Below are 16,521 nucleotides of genomic sequence, written 5' to 3'. Positions count from 1 at the left end.
ATTTATGCAAGGTAAGGCTATTAGAATATACAGAATGACATATGACAATATCTGTTAATATTTAGGCAAGAAGATAAAATTTTTAATCAAGAATATTTATTTTATTTGTATTCGTATTCTAATCAATTATAATTTTATAACCATATACATGTTTTCACTAAAAAACAAAAAAGCCGTAGTTACAGGCGGGGGAAGCGGCATAGGAAAAGCTATTGCAACCATTTTAGCTAAACAGGGTGCTGAGGTGCACATCATCGAACTGGGAACAGAACACGCCCAGGATACTTTAGACGAAATTAAAACAAATGGTGGATCAGCATTCAGTTATGGCTGTGATGTTTCAGACCATAATGCGGTTCATGAGGTTTTTAAGCAGATCGGAAATATCAATATCCTGATCAACAACGCAGGTATTGCACATATCGGAAAGGCTGACACTACAGAAGAAGCTGATTTTGACCGTGTAATGCGCGTAAATGTGAAAGGCGTTTATAACTGTTTGCATGCAGCCATTCCACAGATCCGTTTAGCTGGCGGAGGTGTAATTATCAATATGGCCTCAATTGCTGCGCTAATTGGTCTTCCAGATCGTTTTGTTTATAGTGCGGCTAAAGGTGCGGTAAAAGCAATTACCATGAGTGTAGCGAAAGATTATATTGGCGAAAACATCAGGTGTAATTCAATTTCGCCAGCAAGGGTTCATACGCCATTTGTTGACGGCTTTTTACAGAAAAATTATCCGGATAACATCCCTGAAATGTTCGAAAAACTTTCTAAAACACAACCTATCGGCAGAATGGCCAAACCAGAAGAAGTTGGCGCCTTGGCTTTATACCTGTGTAGCGATGAAGCCTCATTTATTACAGGCTGCGATTACCCAATTGACGGTGGATTTACTACCTTAAACAATTAACAAATATTTTCAAACACAATAAAGCATTTTATAATGAAATTAATACGATTTGGCGAAGCCGGAGCTGAAAAACCTGGGGTAATTATAAACGATAATTATTTCGATGTTTCTGCATTGGTTAAAGATTATAATGAAGAATTTTTTGGTGGTGATGGTTTAGCGCAATTAAAGGCTGCTATTCAATCTGCTGATTTACCTCAGGTTGATAAAGGTGTGCGCCTTGGTCCTGCTTTGGCCCGTCCTTCAAAAATTATCTGCGTGGGCTTAAACTATAAAGACCACGCTGCAGAAACCAACGCTCCTATCCCATCAGAGCCAATTTTGTTTTTCAAAGCTACCTCAGCAATTGTTGGACCTAACGATGATCTGATCATTCCAAAAAACAGTAAAAAAACCGACTGGGAAGTTGAATTAGCGATTGTGATTGGTAAAAAAGCGAGTTATGTTGCCGAAGAAAATGCTTTAGACCACATTGCTGGTTATGTTTTACACAACGATTATAGTGAGCGCGAGTTCCAGATCGAAAGAAACGGACAATGGGTAAAAGGAAAAAGCTGTGATACCTTCGCACCTATCGGACCATTTATTGCTACTCAGGATGAAATAGCTGATGTGCACAATCTTCGCCTTTGGTTAACAGTAAACGGAAAAACCTTACAGGATGGTAATACCTCAAATCTGATTTTTAATGTCCCGTTTATGATTGCTTACATCAGTCAGTTTATGACGCTTTTACCAGGAGATGTAATTACGACTGGAACACCTGCTGGCGTAGGCTTAGGTCAAAAACCTGAACCTTGGTATTTAAAAGCTGGCGATGTGGTAGAACTGGGTATTGATGGCTTAGGCTCGAGCAAGCAAACTGTTAAAGCCTACAGTGGAAGCTAATATGAAAAGATACTGTTTAACACTCGATCTTGTAAATGATGAAAAGCTAATAGAAGAGTATAAGCAGTATCATCAATCGGTTTGGCCCGAAATTAAAGAGAGTATTACTTCTTCTGGCATTGATGATCTGGAGATCTATTTGTTAGGAAACAGGCTGTTTATGATTATGGAAGTGAATGAAAGCTTTTCTTTCGATGAAAAATCGAAAGCCGATTTAGCCAATCCAAAAGTGCAGGAATGGGAAAATTTGATGTGGAAATTCCAGCAGTCACTACCAGGTTCTAAACCTGGAGAAAAATGGATCTTAATGGATCAGATTTTTAAACTTTAAATGCATTTTTATGATTGATACTCATGTACATTTTTGGAATTTCGATCCGGTTAGAGATAGCTGGATAAATGAAGAAATGACGGCCATCCGCAATGATTTTTCTCCGAAAGATCTTACAGCGGTTTATAGCGATCTTCAAATCACGGGATGTATAGCTGTGCAAGCCAGCCAATCGGAAGAGGAAAACCAGTTTTTGTTATCGCTGGCAGCGCAAAATGATATTGTAAAAGGGATTGTTGGATGGGTAGATTTACTCGATCCGAATTTAGACGAACGTTTAACTTACTGGAGTAATTTCAAGAAGATTAAGGGCTGGCGGCATATTTTACAAGCCGAAAATGCCGATTTTATCCTGAATAGAAAGTTTATTGCTGGCGTTAATCTTTTAAAAAAATACAATTACACTTACGATTTATTGTGCTATCACGATCAATTAGCAGCTATCATACAAATGGTTGATCAAATCCCCGATCAACCATTTGTATTGGATCATTGTGGCAAACCGGATGTTAAAAGTCAGGAGATAAAATCTTGGTCTGAAAATATTAAAGTATTGGCTTCAAATCCAAATGTACTTTGCAAGGTATCCGGTTTACTTACTGAAGCGGACTGGAAAAACTGGACAGAAAAAGAGCTTTTTAATTGCTTTGATGTGGTATTCGGGCATTTTGGTCCTGAAAGGGTAATGTATGGTAGCGATTGGCCGGTAATGCTGCTCAGCAGACCGTACGAGGGTTGGTTTAATTTAGTTGCTAAGTATGCTGAGCAATTCTCTGTAGCTGAAAGGAAATTAATTTTTACTGATAATGCAAAGGCGTTTTACAAGGTATAGTTTTATATACACGGTAACGCTCGTTTCCAACGAGCGTTGAATATTTTATCGTTTAGAACGATATAATCGTTTTCCTATTTATGCACTCGTTTGGAAACGAGCGCAAACAAATTCCAACATAAAAACGATAATTACAAAATAGCAGATAGAGCAGGATGGAAAATATAATTTAAAATATTAGTTTTCGCTTTTTGAAATAGATCTGACCAATACAATATTAAATATGAGTAAAAAGATTACATTCCCTTACAATCCTCAATTTCCTTCTGTAGCTGACTTAAGAAAAAAGGCAAAATCAAGGATTCCTAAATTTGCTTTTGACTACCTGGAGGGTGGTTGTAATGAGGGACTTAATTTATCGCGAAACGAAAACGACTTCGATAATATTTACCTTAAACCGAATTACTTACGTGTTGGTGGAGACATCGACATGTCGGTTGAATTATTTGGCCGTCGTTACAGTGCTCCATTTGGAGTATCTCCGATTGGTTTGCAAGGTTTGATGTGGCCTAATGCACCCGAAATTTTAGCTAAGGCTGCCGCTAAAGCCGATATTCCTTATACATTAAGCACCGTATCCACCAGTAGTATCGAACGAATTGCCGAAGTGTCTGAAGGAAAAGCATGGTTTCAATTGTACCATCCTACGGAGAATAGCCTGAGGGATGATATCTTAAATCGCTTAAAGGCCGTTGAATGCCCGGTATTAGTTGTTCTGGTAGATGTGCCTGCATTTGGTTTACGATATAAAGAAATCAAGAGTGGTTTATCCATTCCACCAAAAATGTCAATCAATAATATCTTACAGGCTTTTGCCCGTCCGCTGTGGGGAATTAAAACCCTACAACATGGAATTCCATCGTTTGCTACCTTAAAGCCTTACATGGAAAAAGGAATGGACATGTCGCAACTTGGGCAGTTCATGAACAAAACATTTACCGGTAAGGTTGATATTGAAAAGGTTTCTGCCATCCGTGATCTTTGGAAAGGACCTTTAGTACTAAAGGGAATCGCGACTGATGAAGATATGCAGGCTGCTATCAAAATTGGTGCCGATGGTGTGATTGTTTCCAATCATGGCGGCAGACAAATTGATGCAGGCGAATCCTCAATCAATTCGCTGATCAAATTGGCGAACAATCCACTATACAAATCAAAATTGAAGATCATGTTAGATGGTGGTATCCGTTCAGGTGTTGATTTAGCAAGAGCACATGCCGTTGGATCAGAATTCAACTTTATGGGCCGGCCTTTTATGTATGGAGTTGGCGCTTTAGGTAATGAAGGAGGCGATCATACCATCAATATGTTCAAAACTCACTTATACCAGATCATGCAACAATTAACCATTGAGAAAATTACCCAATTTCCTGATCGGTTGTTAAACCCTTAAAGCGGAATTTGCAGATAAAATAAACGAAAAAAGCAAGACTTGAAGTCTTGCTTTTTTGCATGAAAATTGACCAATGATCTTAGTCAATTTTCTTAAGTATTGTTATTTCAAAAACTTATAAGTAGTACTTGTTTTATACGTTCCACCTGGTTTAAGCACTGTTGATGCAAAATTTGCATGATTTGGTGCATCAGGAAAATGTTGTGTTTCTAAGCAGAAAGCTGAACGGTGAGGATATGATTTACCACCTTTACCGTCTTTATCGGCTCCTGTTAAGAAATTGCCGCTATAAAACTGTAGGCCTGGCTCAACCGTATAAACTTCCATTGTTATTCCTGTAACCGGACTTTTAACGGTTGCAATAGCCGTTTTGCCATCATGGTGAGTTAATACAAAATTATGATCGTAACCTTTGCCGAACTTTAACTGCTGATCATTTTCTTCGATCGATTTTCCAATGGTTTTCGCTTTGTTAAAATCAAATGCTGTTCCAGCTACAGGCTGCAATTTACCTGTTGGAATAAGGGTAGAATCCACTGGTGTGTAGGCATTAGCATCAATAGTTAGTTCATGGTCCAAAATCGTATTGTTTCCCTCACCATTTAGATTGAAATAAGCATGATTGGTTAAATTTACAACAGTAGTTTTATCAGTAGTAGCTAAATAATCAATCTGTAAAGCATTATCATCAGTTAAGGTATAAGTTACCTTCACATCTAATTTTCCTGGATAACCTGCTTCGCCATCATTTGAAACATAACTCAACTCTAATTTTTGTCCATCTAATTGTTTAGCATCCCAAACTTTCGAAAAAAAGCCATCCGTACCACCATGTAAGGTATTAACACCATCGTTAAGCTGTAAAGCATATTCTTTCCCATCCAGGGTAAATTTACCTTTCCCAATACGGTTTCCGTATCTGCCAATTAAGGCACCAAAAAATGGCTCACCTTTTTTGCGATAAGACCCCACACTATCATAGCCTAAAACTACATCGGTTAACTTGTTGTTTTTATCTGGAACTAAAAGCGATACTACCCTACCTCCGTAATTGGTAATGGAAACTGAAGCACCCTGTTTATTTTTTAAAGTATAAAGTTTCACACTTTTCCCATCAATGGTAGTGGTGTATTTTGACGAATCAGTTTGCTCAGTTGTTTGTGTCCCTTTATCTGATTTTTGGTTACAAGAAGTAAAAGCTACAGCTAAACACAATGTAGCGAAGGGCAAAGCCTTAAGAAATATTTTTTTCATGGATTAAAATTTGAGGAAGCAGACCTGCAATTGCGCACAAAATCAGAAACGGCTTCATATTGATTTATTTTTGGTTAAGGCTAATGTAGTAAAAAATTATTAACGTTAAAGTAACGATTATACTTATTTTTTCATAATATCGGTGAGGATTCTCAACAGTAAAAAAAATCACATAATTTAGCAGCCATATGCATAATTTAAATTTCAAGCCAAAAGCTTTTCTTTTTGATTTGAACGGCACTATGATTAACGATATGGAATACCATACCTTGGCCTGGTATAGCATCATGACAGAAGATTTAGGCGCCAAACTTGATTACGAAAACGTAAAAAAGGAAATGTATGGTAAAAACCACGAAGTTTTAGAACGCGTTTTCGGAAAAGATAAATTTAACGCCGAAGAAATAGAACGCCTTTCTATTGATAAAGAAAAACGGTATCAGGAAGGTTACATGCCGCATTTAGCGCTGATTGAAGGACTGGATGATTTTTTGGAACGCACAAAAGAGGCTAACATTCCAATGGCGATCGGATCTGCTGCGATACCTTTTAATATAGATTTTGTGGTAGATGGATTGAATATCCGTCGTTATTTGGATGCAATTGTGAGTGCGGATGATGTAAAAACGAGCAAACCAGATCCCGAAACTTTTTTAAAGGCAGCGGCAGCATTAAATATTGCACCGGAAGATTGCCTGGTTTTCGAAGACGCACCAAAGGGTGTAGAATCGGCTTTAAATGCAGGTATGCCTTGTATTGTATTAACCACAACACATACTATCGAGGAATTTGAAGGTTATCCGAATATCTTGGGTTATATTACAGATTATAACGATGCTAAATTAAATACGCTATTTTAACATGGGAAAATATTTAAATCAAAAACCTGTTCTTGTTGCAGTAGACTGCATTATTTTTGGTTATGACGGCGATCAGCTAAAGCTTTTGGTAATAAAAAGAGCAATAGAACCTGTAAAAGATAAATGGAGTTTAATGGGTGGTTTTATCGGTGAACATGAAGATCTTGATGGTGCCGCCAAAAGGATTTTATTGGAATTAACAGGATTACACGATGTTTACCTGGAGCAACTTCATGCTTATGGTAGTCCTGATCGGGATCCTATCGAACGTACGGTTTCGGTAGTTTACTTTGCGCTGATCGATATTAATAAATACAGTAAACAGATCAATGACCAGTACCATGCCGAGTGGTTTAAGCTAAAAGAAGTTCCCGAATTAATTTTCGACCACGATATGATGGTTAAGGCCGCTATGGATAAAATCCGTTATCAGGCAGCCCTCCATCCTATTTTATTTGAGCTTTTACCAAAACGGTTTACCATACCGCAATTGCAAGCTTTATATGAGCAGGTTTACGATTCGCCGATAGATAACCGAAACTTTATCCGTAAGATTACAGCCAGCGGATTGTTAATTAAACAAGCCGACAAGGACAAATCTAGTTCGCGCCGTGGGGCCTTTTATTTTAAACTGGATAAAAACAAACACAAGGCACAGTTTCAGTCTTTTCTCAATTTTATCCCAAAAGCGAGTGAATAGGCAATGATTTGAAAAAATGTTACCTATTTAAAAATAAATTTTACAATTGTTTTTGGGCTTACAAAATTTAAAATCAACCAGTTAGAAGCGCCAATTTTACATGAACTAAAAAACAATAAAAACATTTTCAAAAAATGTTTGCAAGAAAAGGATAAATCCCTATATTTGCACCTCCTTAAACAAAAGGAAATGATTCCGTAGCTCAGCTGGTAGAGCATTACACTTTTAATGTAGTGGTCCTGGGTTCGAATCCCAGCGGGATCACAGAAAACCTCACAGAAATGTGAGGTTTTTTTGTTTTTATTCTTATTTTTTTTCCGAAAATTTGTAATCTATAAAACTTAGAGGAAAATCAGTGCCGAAAAACTCCCCGGTTCCGAATCAGTCTATATACATTACGCCTTCCATTACGATTATAGAAGATCCGCTTATCCAAATTCCATCGTCCACTACTTCTGTCTCAATAACAGAGGGCCTCCTAACATGAGCTCCTTGTAAGATGCGATAACTTTGGTTTCTTTCTACATATCCAAGATTCTCAAGGTAACCGGTTATAGGCCCCGCTGCAGTTCCGGTAGCAGGATCTTCATCAATACCAATACTGGGGTTAAAAAAACGTGTTTCTGCAAGAAATTCACTTTTGCCATGTTCAGTAGTAAAAAGATAGCAACCTTCAAATCCGAATTTGGAGGAAGCTTCTTTCAAAAGGCTTTTATTTAATACTGCTTTGCTTAAGAATTCCGAATTCTTTATGGGAACCATCAGGTGTCCCACTTCTGTTTTTACAATATTGATATTCCAATCGTTGAGGGTAAGATCTTCAGCACTTAGTCCAATGGCTTCGGCAATTACGCTGGCAGGTACCGTTACCATGATTTCAGCAGGCCTCTGTTTCATGCCAACGTAAGGAATTCCATCCTTCTCAGTGATCTTAAGGGGGATCTTTTCACCCGCCATTAACACCCAAGTCTGTCCATTTTGTTCGCGGAAAATATCCCATTTTTTTAAGATAGCCAAGCATACTGCACCCAAAAGATTATGTCCAGCTCCGGTAATCTCAAAATTCGCTGGCGTAAATGACCTTACGCTAAACACTTTTTCAGCTGCCGAATAATTTACAAAAGAAGTTTCTGAATATCCAAACTCCCTGGCGATGTCATAATATTGTTCCAATTCCAATTGTTCTTCAGTATAAACTACAGACAACTGATTTCCCTTAAATTTTTGATCCGTAAAAACATCCAATACGTAATAGTCAACTTTCTTTTTCATTGTTTTCATTGTTATGATTTCAAAATTAACACACAAAACTTTAAGTTTGTTATCGGTTAACTAATGGTTACTGGTTACCTTCTGTTAACTATCAAATATGGAAACACCAATCAAACGGGAAGCGACCTGCGAGCAGGAGCTGGCGGCTATCCGGGATAGCCTGGAAATACTTGGCGGCAAGTGGAAGCTACGGATTATGCGATATCTTAACAATCATATGGATGAAAAAAACACATTTAAGAAGATCCAGCGTGAGGTTGAGGGTATATCTGCAAAAATGCTTTCCAAAGAGTTGAGGGAACTTGAAATAAACCTCCTCGTTACCCGAACGGTTATGGAAACCAGGCCTATTACCGTGAATTATGCAATGACAGAATATGGGCTAAGTGTTTTCCCGGTCACCGAAACATTGGTTGATTGGGGATTAAACCACCGAGAAAAAATAAAGTAGCATTCAAAAGCATTATACCGCAGTCCCAATTCGATATTAAGAAAGGGCTAGCCTTTAATACATTACATTGTAAAAAACAATGCTGCTCGCGATCGGGTTAATAGATACAGCAGGCAACTGATAAAACCGAATACAGAAGTATTCGGGATAATGACGGGAGGATCATCAAATACCTCAATAATTTGAATAATCCCAAAGCCGTTTATTGCCCCTTTGCCCAGGCTGCTCCGACACAAGTATAGACCAACGATACCTTAGGACGACTTTCTCTTTACCTTTTATTTAGCGATTGTTAACACCCTGACCTAAAGTGACGTAAATCTTTGATCTACCTGATCTACACCAGGACCATAACTCAACCAAAGCAAGTGCGAAGCATTATGCAAGCAAGTACCCAGCAGGCCTAGCCGGAAGGTGGCCTAAACGTGGGGTAAAGGTGGCATAAAGGTGGACTTTAGAATATTTTTTTTGGGGTTTTTAATCAGATGGATTGATTTGGGATACATCTCTTTTGGTTATCCTAATATACTAAAATTATGGCTGTTTGGAATGGATCATCAAATTAACGGGCAAACGGAATCTTGTTTTTTTACAAACGTGGAATTAAGTTTTGAACTTATTTAGTACCAATTTCTACCTTACCGCCGTTTTTAAACAGATCGTGGGAGATGAAATATCCGTTATTTGCTTTCCCGTTAACTTTAATATTGGTGATACCCCTTCCCTTCCCAGGTTTAGTTATCGTTAACAATTTCCCTGTACTGGTTTTCCATTTAACCTCATCAAAAAGTGGGGCAGTAACCAAATATTCGGCATCTGTTGCGGAGAATGGATACAAACCTAAAGAACTGAATACATACCAGGCAGACATTTCACCGGCATCATCCATTCCCGAAAGCGCCAAACCATCGCTCCCTATACCATACAGCTCATTTAAAATTTTGTCGATTATTTTTTGCGATTTCTCTGGTTTCCCGATAAACGTATAAGCAAAAGGCGCTTCATGATCGGGCTGATTTCCCTGGCAGTATTGACCAATCATGGTTTCTACATTTCGTGCGATATATTTCGGGTTCCAAGGCACAGTGAACAGGGAATCTAATTTAGATTCGAAGCCTTTTGCACCCCCATACAGTTCGATTAAACCTGTCATATCATGAGGCGCATAAAATGAAACCTGCCAGGCGTTGGCTTCCCTATACATATATTCGTAATAAGGGTATTGTGGATTAAAAGGTTTGATCCAATCGCCATTCTCTAATCTGCCCCTCATAAAACGTGTACCCGGATCGAACATATTTTTATAGTTTTTCGATCTCGCCATCAAGGTGCGGTAATTGCTGCTATCGCCCAGTTTTTTAGCGATCTGGGCCAGCGAGTAATCATCGTAAGCGTACTCCAGTGTTTTAGAAACGCCTGCCTTGGCTTTGGTTTCTACATGTGGATTTTTAACATCGGGATCCGAGATATAACCCTTCTCTATATATTCTTTCACAAATGGACGGGCACCACCATCTACATTGGCATTTCGTAATAAAATTTGATAAGTACCCTTGATATCGAAATCATCTATTCCCCTCAAATAAGCGCCAGCAATAGAAGATGCACCATGGTCGCCATGAAAAAACGTCGGAATGAAACCGGTTTTATCGCCAACCTCTTTCATCGATTTAATTACATCCAGGGTAACCTTAGGCGTAATTAAACCCAGCAGTACATCCTTGTTGCGATAAGTATCCCAAAGAGAAGGTTCGGTATAATAGTTGAAATTACCTTTTACTACGTTATGCTTAGCATCTTTAAACTCCCCGTTTATATCACTCCGTAAAGCTGGCCATAAAAAAGACCGGTACAAACAAGAATATAACATTTGCTTCTGTTTTTCGGTACCACCTTTTACTTGTATGGTAGATAAAAGCGTTTCCCATTTTGCTGTAGCTTCATTACGGATCTCCGGAAAAGTCTTGTTACCAATTTCTTGTTCCAGGTTTTCTTTGGCATTAGCCGTACTTACAAACGATAAGCCGATTTTAAGTTCCACAGGTGCTGTACTGCCATCTGCCAAGTGTATAATCGCATAGCCTGAGCGTTTACCTACATCTGTCTGGTCAAGTTTTTCGATCTTGGCATTTACCGTTGCATAGAAATATACATTTTCGCCACCTTGGAAGCCCTGTACAGCAGAAGTACCAACTTGCTCAATGTTCCATGTAGAAACCCTGCTATTGGCCTTTCCCATGTCGAAAAGAATCTGTCTGTTAGTAGGATTCTTATAGTCATATTGATGAAATCCACACCTCAAAGTTGAAGTAAGTTTTACATTTACCTTATGGTCTTCAAGATAAACCTGGTAAAAACCTGGTGCCGAACTTTCATTTTTGTGCGAAAATTTAGATCCAAACCTACCGTTAGCATTAGATAATGGTAGAATTGGAATATTGCACAGGTTCCAGTGCCCTTTATTGGTGTGTGCAAAGCCATAAATAGTATCATCTTCATATTCGTAGCCTGCTCCAGATCCAAATTCGGTAATCGGACTTAACTGTACCATTGCATTAGGCAATGAGCTACCTGGAAAAGTTAAACCCGCCCACGATCGCCAACCCTGCGGCAGCTCATAACCTAAAATTTTAGGGTCGGTTAAGGGTGCTGTACCGATAAAAGTGTTTACATACTTGGTAAAAGATGTTTTCGATTGACTTTGAGCGGTATATATGCTCGCAAGGTTCAAAAACAAGATTAAGGTTAGCAATTTGGTTAGCGATTTCATTTTACATAAAACGTTTTAGTGTGTTGCTTCAAATATATAAAATCTATTAAAATCCGATCTAAAATATCATAATAGTTACCAAGTAAAATTTTGTTGTGCCAATTATCGGATGCTTAAATAACTGAATAGTATGCCAATAATCGACATGTATTCATCTACTTAGCGGGCAGCACAATCGTTTGATTATCTATATATTTGATTACACACTAATCAAATAACCTACATGTTTTTTAATTGCAAGCAAGCTATTCTCTGCACGCTACTCTCATTTTTAGCCTTTAGTTTTTTCACGCCAGTTTTCGCTCAACAGAAAGAAAAACCATCTTTATTGCTTTGGGACGATAAACCTGCAAAGACCTGGATGACCGAAGCCTACCCCATTGGTAACGGTCGCATTGGTGGTATGATTTTCGGTGATGTAAATCAGGAACATATTCAGTTTAATGATAATACACTCTGGACCGGAGATGAAAATGATCGCGGTATGTACCAGGCTTTTGGAGATATATTTATTGATTTCGACAATAAAGAACAAAATTTCAGCAATTATACACGGAAATTAAATCTAGCTGATGCAGTTCACTCCATCAGTTACACTCAAAATGGAACCAGTTATAAACGTGAATATTTCTGCAGCTTTCCGGATAAAGTAATGGTTTTAAGGTTAACTTCTGATCAAAAAAAATCATACTCAGGAACGGTTAGGCTTAAAAACGCACATCAGGGTGTCATAGCTGTTCGTGGAAATACCATCCGATTTGTAGGCAAATTATCAAATGGAATGCCTTATCAGGCAAATGCTTTGATTAAAATCGAAAACGGCAGCAGCCATTCAGTTAAAAATGATGACGGAGAAGGATTAAAAATCGAAAATGCCGATGCCATAACCATCCTCTTTACCGCTGCTACTAATTATAGCAACAAACGTAGTCAGAATTGGAAAGGCGAAGAACCTGCTTCCAAGATAGACCGTATTCTAAAACAAGCAGCTACAAAATCATACTCAAGTCTTTTAAAAGCACACGTTCAGGATTACCAGCAATTATTTAACCGTCTGGCTATTAATTTAGGTGAGCATGACATTAAAAACAACAGTTTACCAACTTATCAAAGGCTAATCAATTATAAAAAGACTCCTGATCCAGCCTTAGAAGCATTAATTTTTCAATACGGAAGATACCTTTTGATCAGTTCATCAAGACAGGGCGGTTTACCGGCCAACCTGCAAGGTCTTTGGAACGAAAGCAATACTCCACCTTGGGGCAGCGATTATCATTCTAACATCAATATCCAGATGAATTATTGGCTGGCTGAGCCGACCAATCTTTCTGAATGTCAGCTCCCATACCTGGATTATATTAACAGCATGCGGGAAGTGAGTGCTATAGCCACACGCAAACAATATCCGAATACCCGCGGCTGGACCGTAAAAACAGAAAATAATATTTTTGGCGGAATGAGTTTTTTATGGAACACGCCCGGTAGCGCGTGGTATGCACAAGCACTGTGGGAGCATTACGCTTTTACAAAAGACAAGGATTATCTAAAGAATTTTGCTTACCCGATTATCAAAGAAATATCGGAGTTTTGGGATGACCACTTGAAAAGAAGACCAGATGGTACTTTGGTATCGCCATTGGGCTGGTCGCCAGAACATGGGCCAACTGAAGATGGCGTAACCCACGATCAGCAAATTGTGTACGATTTATTCACCAATTATATAGAAGCTGCCGAAATTTTAGGCATTGATAGTGATTACAAAAAACACATTGCAGACCTTAAAGCACATTTATTAAAACCAAAAATTGGCAAATGGGGCCAATTACAGGAATGGGAAACCGACCGTGATGATCCAAAAGATCAACATAGACACATTTCTCATCTTTTTGGCCTGTATCCAGGGAGAGAAATCAGCACCATTAAAACACCAGAACTGGCCAAAGCTGCAAGGGTAACTTTAACGGCCCGTGGCGACGAATCGACAGGATGGTCTATGGCCTGGAAAATCAACTTTTGGGCCAGACTACAGGATGGAAATCATGCATACAAAATATTACAGAACTTCATTACGCCAGTAGGTGGCTCAGGTACCGATTACAACAAAGGTGGCGGGATTTATTCGAATCTTTTCTGTGCACATCCGCCCTTCCAGATTGATGGAAATTTTGGTTACACTGCCGGCGTTTCAGAAATGCTTTTACAAAGCCAGGCTGGTGAATTGCAATTTTTACCTGCCCTGCCCGATCAGTGGTCAACAGGAAGTGTTCAGGGTTTAAGAGCAAGAGGTAACTTCGAAATTACCGATCTGCAATGGAAAGATGGTAAAGTTATAAAGCTGTCGGTCAAATCGTTATCAGGCGAAGATTGTATGGTGAGATCTCCTAATGCGTTAAAACCTAAGCTTAAAGGCACCAATGAAGAAAAATCCGGAAATGACTTTAAATACAGTTTTAAAACACAGGTGGGGAAAGTATATAGTTTTGAAGGCTAAAGCAAATGAGAGAATTATTGAATGATTGAGTTTTGAATGATTGAATGTTGGAGTAACCTGTTTAACCCTTCCGTCATTCACTCATTCAATTATTCACTTCCAAACATTTCTCTTCTAATTTTCGTTTAATAGTAAATATTTTTTTTATGAGCACATCCGATAAACTATTAACCGAACATAATGCTAAAGTTGTTGTACTTGACTTTATCAATGCCTTAAACACCGAAAACTTTGAAACGGCCAGAGCACAACTGCATGACGATATGACTTTTAAAGGTGTTATGGGTGAAAGAAATGGCGCCGATGTTTATATTGAAGACATGAAGAAAATGAAATTCAAATACGATGTTAAAAAAGTTTTTGTAGATCAGGAAGAAGTTTGTCTTTGGTACGATATCAATATGGGAGAAAAAACAATCTTTTCAAGCGGCTGGTACAAACTGGAAGACGAAAAGATTAAATCATTCCAGGTGATATTCGATCCGAGGCCAATTTTATAATTAGCACACCTGTTTGAGCTTCTTCACTATAATGTGATGTTTTTCCAATTGAAAAAGAAACATTAAAAACTCATCCGTTTCACTGATTTCAATACTTTTAACGGTACCAGATTGGCCCTTTCCATCTGTTATAACCTCTCCTACCTTAATTTCTAAAAGTGTAGAAGTAGGCAAATGATCATTTATTATTGTCATTCTGTTAAAGTTAAGTACAACGTGAACATTTTTTTTTAAAACTGTTGAAGATACCTTATTGTTCTACTATGGACATTGGCAATTTCTGATACAACGTATGGAAAGATAAAACAAAACCGTATTGATTGGGAATAGAACTGATGTCAAAATCAGTCATTAACAACAATCAATACGGTCGTTTATATTAAGCTTTTAATAAAGCTGGTTTTTCATGATAGGTTCTCCAAAGTAACTCACCAAACAAAGTGTTAGACCAGGCAAACCAAGCCCTTGTAAAGTTTGCAGGGTTATCTTTATTGAAAGACTCATGCATAAAACCTTTACCAGCGTGTGTTTTGCGTAACATTTCAATACAGGCTTTAATCTCGGCATCATCTTTTGAGGTTAAGGCACGCATGGTGATACTCATTGGCCAGATCATATCCTGACCAGCGTGTGGCCCACCAATTCCCTCGGCAGCTGTACCTTTAAAGAAATATGGATTGTCTTTAGAAAGAGCGAATTTTCTTGTGTTTTGATAGATCGGATCTTCAATTTTCATTGCACCTAAATAAGGTAAGCCCAACAAGCTTGGCACATTAGAATCGTCCATCAGATACGAACTTCCAAAACCATCTACCTCAAAGGCGTAAATTTTGCCATATTTTGGATGATTAACGATAGCGTGTCTTTGTAGCGCTGCACTCACTTCATCAGCCAGGTTTAACAAACCGCTTTCCAAAGCCTGGTCGTGCTGTAAAGCTTTAATCATTTCTGCTGCCTGCTTTAAGCTCGATACCGCAAAAAAGTTAGAAGGAACCAGGAATGGGAAAATGGTAGCATCATCACTCGGACGGAATGCCGAACAGATTAATCCAACCGGATTTACCGGAAAACCATAACCCGCCATCGGTAATGAATCGGTAGGTTGGGTAGTTTCGCGTTGAAAATGATATGGTCCTTTATCCGTTTTTCGCTGTTGTTCTTTAAATGTTTGTAAAGTAGCTTCAATTCCTTTTTTCCAATTGGTATCAAAAGGTGTTTTATCGCCTGTTTTTTTCCAGTAATGGTAAGCCAGGCGGATTGGATAACATAAAGAATCTATTTCCCATTTACGCTCGTGTACACCAGGCTGCATGGCCGTTTTATCGGTTTTCCATTCACCTACCTTTGTGGCATCGCCATAAAAAGCATTTGCATAAGGATCTTTTAAAACACATTTTGTTTGGTGGATAATTACGCCAGCTATCAATTTTTTAAGTGCTTCATCTTCGTTTACGAACTGAAGATATGGCCAAACCTGTGCTGAACTATCGCGCAACCACATCGCATCAATATCACCGGTAATTACATAAGTATCCGGTCTGCCATCTTTTTCTGAATGATAAACCGTAGTATCTAAAGTATTGGGGAAACAGTTTTCGAACAGCCAGGCCAATTCGGGGTTTTTAACGTTTGCCTGGAAAGTTTTAATTGCGGCATCTACAGCTTTACTTTGAAAGTGTCGTTTTGCGGCAGCTACACGTACCACAGGAAATTCTGGTGCAAGATTAGCGGCAAAAGAAAATTTCGATGCGACAACTCCTGCCCCTAACAAGCCTGTGTTTTGTATAAATGTTCTTCTTTTCATTATGATGTGTTATGATATTTTGTTTTAATTTCTACTAAACGAAATCTATACATTATCGATTA

At 38.4% G+C, this 16,521-nt stretch carries 15 protein-coding genes and 1 tRNA gene; 11 read left to right on the top strand and 5 right to left on the bottom strand.

The features are described from left to right. The first annotated feature begins 148 nt into the window (after positions 1 to 148). From LQ201_RS07590 to LQ201_RS07570, 5 genes are all read left to right on the top strand, one after another. Positions 149 to 913, top strand: a complete 765-nt coding sequence (locus LQ201_RS07590; protein ID WP_230140800.1) for an SDR family NAD(P)-dependent oxidoreductase — start codon at positions 149 to 151, stop codon at positions 911 to 913. 33 nt (positions 914 to 946) lie between these two features. Then, complete coding sequence (locus LQ201_RS07585) at positions 947 to 1,801, top strand: fumarylacetoacetate hydrolase family protein (RefSeq protein WP_230140798.1); 855 nt, start codon at positions 947 to 949, stop codon at positions 1,799 to 1,801. Position 1,802: 1 nt separating this feature from the next. Next, the gene (locus LQ201_RS07580; protein WP_230140796.1) at positions 1,803 to 2,132 is read left to right on the top strand and encodes an L-rhamnose mutarotase; all 330 of its coding nucleotides are present in this window, start codon (positions 1,803 to 1,805) and stop codon (positions 2,130 to 2,132) included. 10 nt (positions 2,133 to 2,142) lie between these two features. Further along, complete coding sequence (locus LQ201_RS07575; RefSeq protein ID WP_230140793.1) at positions 2,143 to 2,964, top strand: amidohydrolase; 822 nt, start codon at positions 2,143 to 2,145, stop codon at positions 2,962 to 2,964. Between the two features lie 223 nt (positions 2,965 to 3,187). Beyond that, entirely contained in the window at positions 3,188 to 4,357 is a 1,170-nt protein-coding gene (locus tag LQ201_RS07570) for an alpha-hydroxy acid oxidase (RefSeq protein WP_230140791.1), read from the top strand. Positions 4,358 to 4,459: 102 nt separating this feature from the next. On the opposite strand, the gene LQ201_RS07565 is transcribed toward LQ201_RS07570, so the two are convergent. Then, complete coding sequence (locus tag LQ201_RS07565; protein WP_230140789.1) at positions 4,460 to 5,611, bottom strand: aldose epimerase family protein; 1,152 nt, start codon at positions 5,609 to 5,611, stop codon at positions 4,460 to 4,462. Positions 5,612 to 5,799: 188 nt separating this feature from the next. Between LQ201_RS07565 and LQ201_RS07560 the strand changes: the two genes are divergently transcribed. The 3 genes from LQ201_RS07560 (at position 5,800) to LQ201_RS07550 (ending at position 7,435) form a co-directional block, all read left to right on the top strand. Next, positions 5,800 to 6,471 (top strand): HAD family phosphatase, encoded by a 672-nt coding sequence (locus tag LQ201_RS07560; protein ID WP_230140787.1) that lies wholly within the window; start codon positions 5,800 to 5,802, stop codon positions 6,469 to 6,471. A 1-nt stretch (position 6,472) separates the two neighbouring features. Beyond that, positions 6,473 to 7,171, top strand: a complete 699-nt coding sequence (locus LQ201_RS07555; RefSeq protein ID WP_131029862.1) for an NUDIX domain-containing protein — start codon at positions 6,473 to 6,475, stop codon at positions 7,169 to 7,171. 191 nt (positions 7,172 to 7,362) lie between these two features. Continuing rightward, positions 7,363 to 7,435: transfer RNA gene (locus LQ201_RS07550), tRNA-Lys, on the top strand. A 117-nt stretch (positions 7,436 to 7,552) separates the two neighbouring features. Here the strand turns inward: LQ201_RS07550 and LQ201_RS07545 are convergent. After that, the gene (locus tag LQ201_RS07545; RefSeq protein WP_230140785.1) at positions 7,553 to 8,443 is read right to left on the bottom strand and encodes a PhzF family phenazine biosynthesis protein; all 891 of its coding nucleotides are present in this window, start codon (positions 8,441 to 8,443) and stop codon (positions 7,553 to 7,555) included. A 97-nt stretch (positions 8,444 to 8,540) separates the two neighbouring features. On the opposite strand from LQ201_RS07545, the gene LQ201_RS07540 reads away from it, so the two are divergent. Continuing rightward, a complete protein-coding gene (locus LQ201_RS07540; RefSeq protein ID WP_230140783.1) occupies positions 8,541 to 8,894 on the top strand; it encodes a helix-turn-helix domain-containing protein in 354 nt (117 codons plus the stop codon). A gap of 616 nt (positions 8,895 to 9,510) precedes the next feature. Here LQ201_RS07540 and LQ201_RS07535 read toward each other — a convergent pair. Beyond that, the gene (locus LQ201_RS07535) at positions 9,511 to 11,664 is read right to left on the bottom strand and encodes a GH92 family glycosyl hydrolase (RefSeq protein ID WP_230140781.1); all 2,154 of its coding nucleotides are present in this window, start codon (positions 11,662 to 11,664) and stop codon (positions 9,511 to 9,513) included. Positions 11,665 to 11,887: 223 nt separating this feature from the next. On the opposite strand from LQ201_RS07535, the gene LQ201_RS07530 reads away from it, so the two are divergent. Together LQ201_RS07530 and LQ201_RS07525 are read left to right on the top strand one after the other, a co-directional pair. After that, positions 11,888 to 14,155: a glycoside hydrolase N-terminal domain-containing protein gene (locus tag LQ201_RS07530; RefSeq protein ID WP_230140772.1), complete on the top strand. Its 2,268-nt coding sequence runs from the start codon at positions 11,888 to 11,890 to the stop codon at positions 14,153 to 14,155. A 146-nt stretch (positions 14,156 to 14,301) separates the two neighbouring features. Then, on the top strand, positions 14,302 to 14,655 hold the full coding sequence (locus LQ201_RS07525) for a nuclear transport factor 2 family protein (protein ID WP_230140771.1): 354 nt from the start codon (positions 14,302 to 14,304) through the stop codon (positions 14,653 to 14,655). Here LQ201_RS07525 and LQ201_RS07520 read toward each other — a convergent pair whose 3' ends face one another. Both LQ201_RS07520 and LQ201_RS07515 read right to left on the bottom strand, forming a co-directional pair. Further along, positions 14,656 to 14,850: a hypothetical protein gene (locus LQ201_RS07520; RefSeq protein ID WP_230140769.1), complete on the bottom strand. Its 195-nt coding sequence runs from the start codon at positions 14,848 to 14,850 to the stop codon at positions 14,656 to 14,658. A gap of 184 nt (positions 14,851 to 15,034) precedes the next feature. Next, entirely contained in the window at positions 15,035 to 16,459 is a 1,425-nt protein-coding gene (locus tag LQ201_RS07515) for a glycoside hydrolase family 125 protein (RefSeq protein ID WP_230140767.1), read from the bottom strand. Between the last annotated feature and the right edge of the window lie 62 nt (positions 16,460 to 16,521).

Source organism: Pedobacter sp. Bi126 (assembly GCF_918698245.1).
In the GTDB taxonomy this organism is placed as follows: Bacteria; Bacteroidota; Bacteroidia; order Sphingobacteriales; family Sphingobacteriaceae; genus Pedobacter.
This window is presented reverse-complemented; position numbering and strand designations above follow the sequence as displayed.

Coding starts and splice junctions, on each gene's coding strand:
- LQ201_RS07590 (WP_230140800.1), top strand. CDS start 149: ATGTTTTCACTAAAAAACAAAAAAGCCGTAGTTACAGGCGGGGGAAGC.
- LQ201_RS07585 (WP_230140798.1), top strand. CDS start 947: ATGAAATTAATACGATTTGGCGAAGCCGGAGCTGAAAAACCTGGGGTA.
- LQ201_RS07580 (WP_230140796.1), top strand. CDS start 1,803: ATGAAAAGATACTGTTTAACACTCGATCTTGTAAATGATGAAAAGCTA.
- LQ201_RS07575 (WP_230140793.1), top strand. CDS start 2,143: ATGATTGATACTCATGTACATTTTTGGAATTTCGATCCGGTTAGAGAT.
- LQ201_RS07570 (WP_230140791.1), top strand. CDS start 3,188: ATGAGTAAAAAGATTACATTCCCTTACAATCCTCAATTTCCTTCTGTA.
- LQ201_RS07565 (WP_230140789.1), bottom strand. CDS start 5,611: ATGAAAAAAATATTTCTTAAGGCTTTGCCCTTCGCTACATTGTGTTTA.
- LQ201_RS07560 (WP_230140787.1), top strand. CDS start 5,800: ATGCATAATTTAAATTTCAAGCCAAAAGCTTTTCTTTTTGATTTGAAC.
- LQ201_RS07555 (WP_131029862.1), top strand. CDS start 6,473: ATGGGAAAATATTTAAATCAAAAACCTGTTCTTGTTGCAGTAGACTGC.
- LQ201_RS07545 (WP_230140785.1), bottom strand. CDS start 8,443: ATGAAAAAGAAAGTTGACTATTACGTATTGGATGTTTTTACGGATCAA.
- LQ201_RS07540 (WP_230140783.1), top strand. CDS start 8,541: ATGGAAACACCAATCAAACGGGAAGCGACCTGCGAGCAGGAGCTGGCG.
- LQ201_RS07535 (WP_230140781.1), bottom strand. CDS start 11,664: ATGAAATCGCTAACCAAATTGCTAACCTTAATCTTGTTTTTGAACCTT.
- LQ201_RS07530 (WP_230140772.1), top strand. CDS start 11,888: ATGTTTTTTAATTGCAAGCAAGCTATTCTCTGCACGCTACTCTCATTT.
- LQ201_RS07525 (WP_230140771.1), top strand. CDS start 14,302: ATGAGCACATCCGATAAACTATTAACCGAACATAATGCTAAAGTTGTT.
- LQ201_RS07520 (WP_230140769.1), bottom strand. CDS start 14,850: ATGACAATAATAAATGATCATTTGCCTACTTCTACACTTTTAGAAATT.
- LQ201_RS07515 (WP_230140767.1), bottom strand. CDS start 16,459: ATGAAAAGAAGAACATTTATACAAAACACAGGCTTGTTAGGGGCAGGA.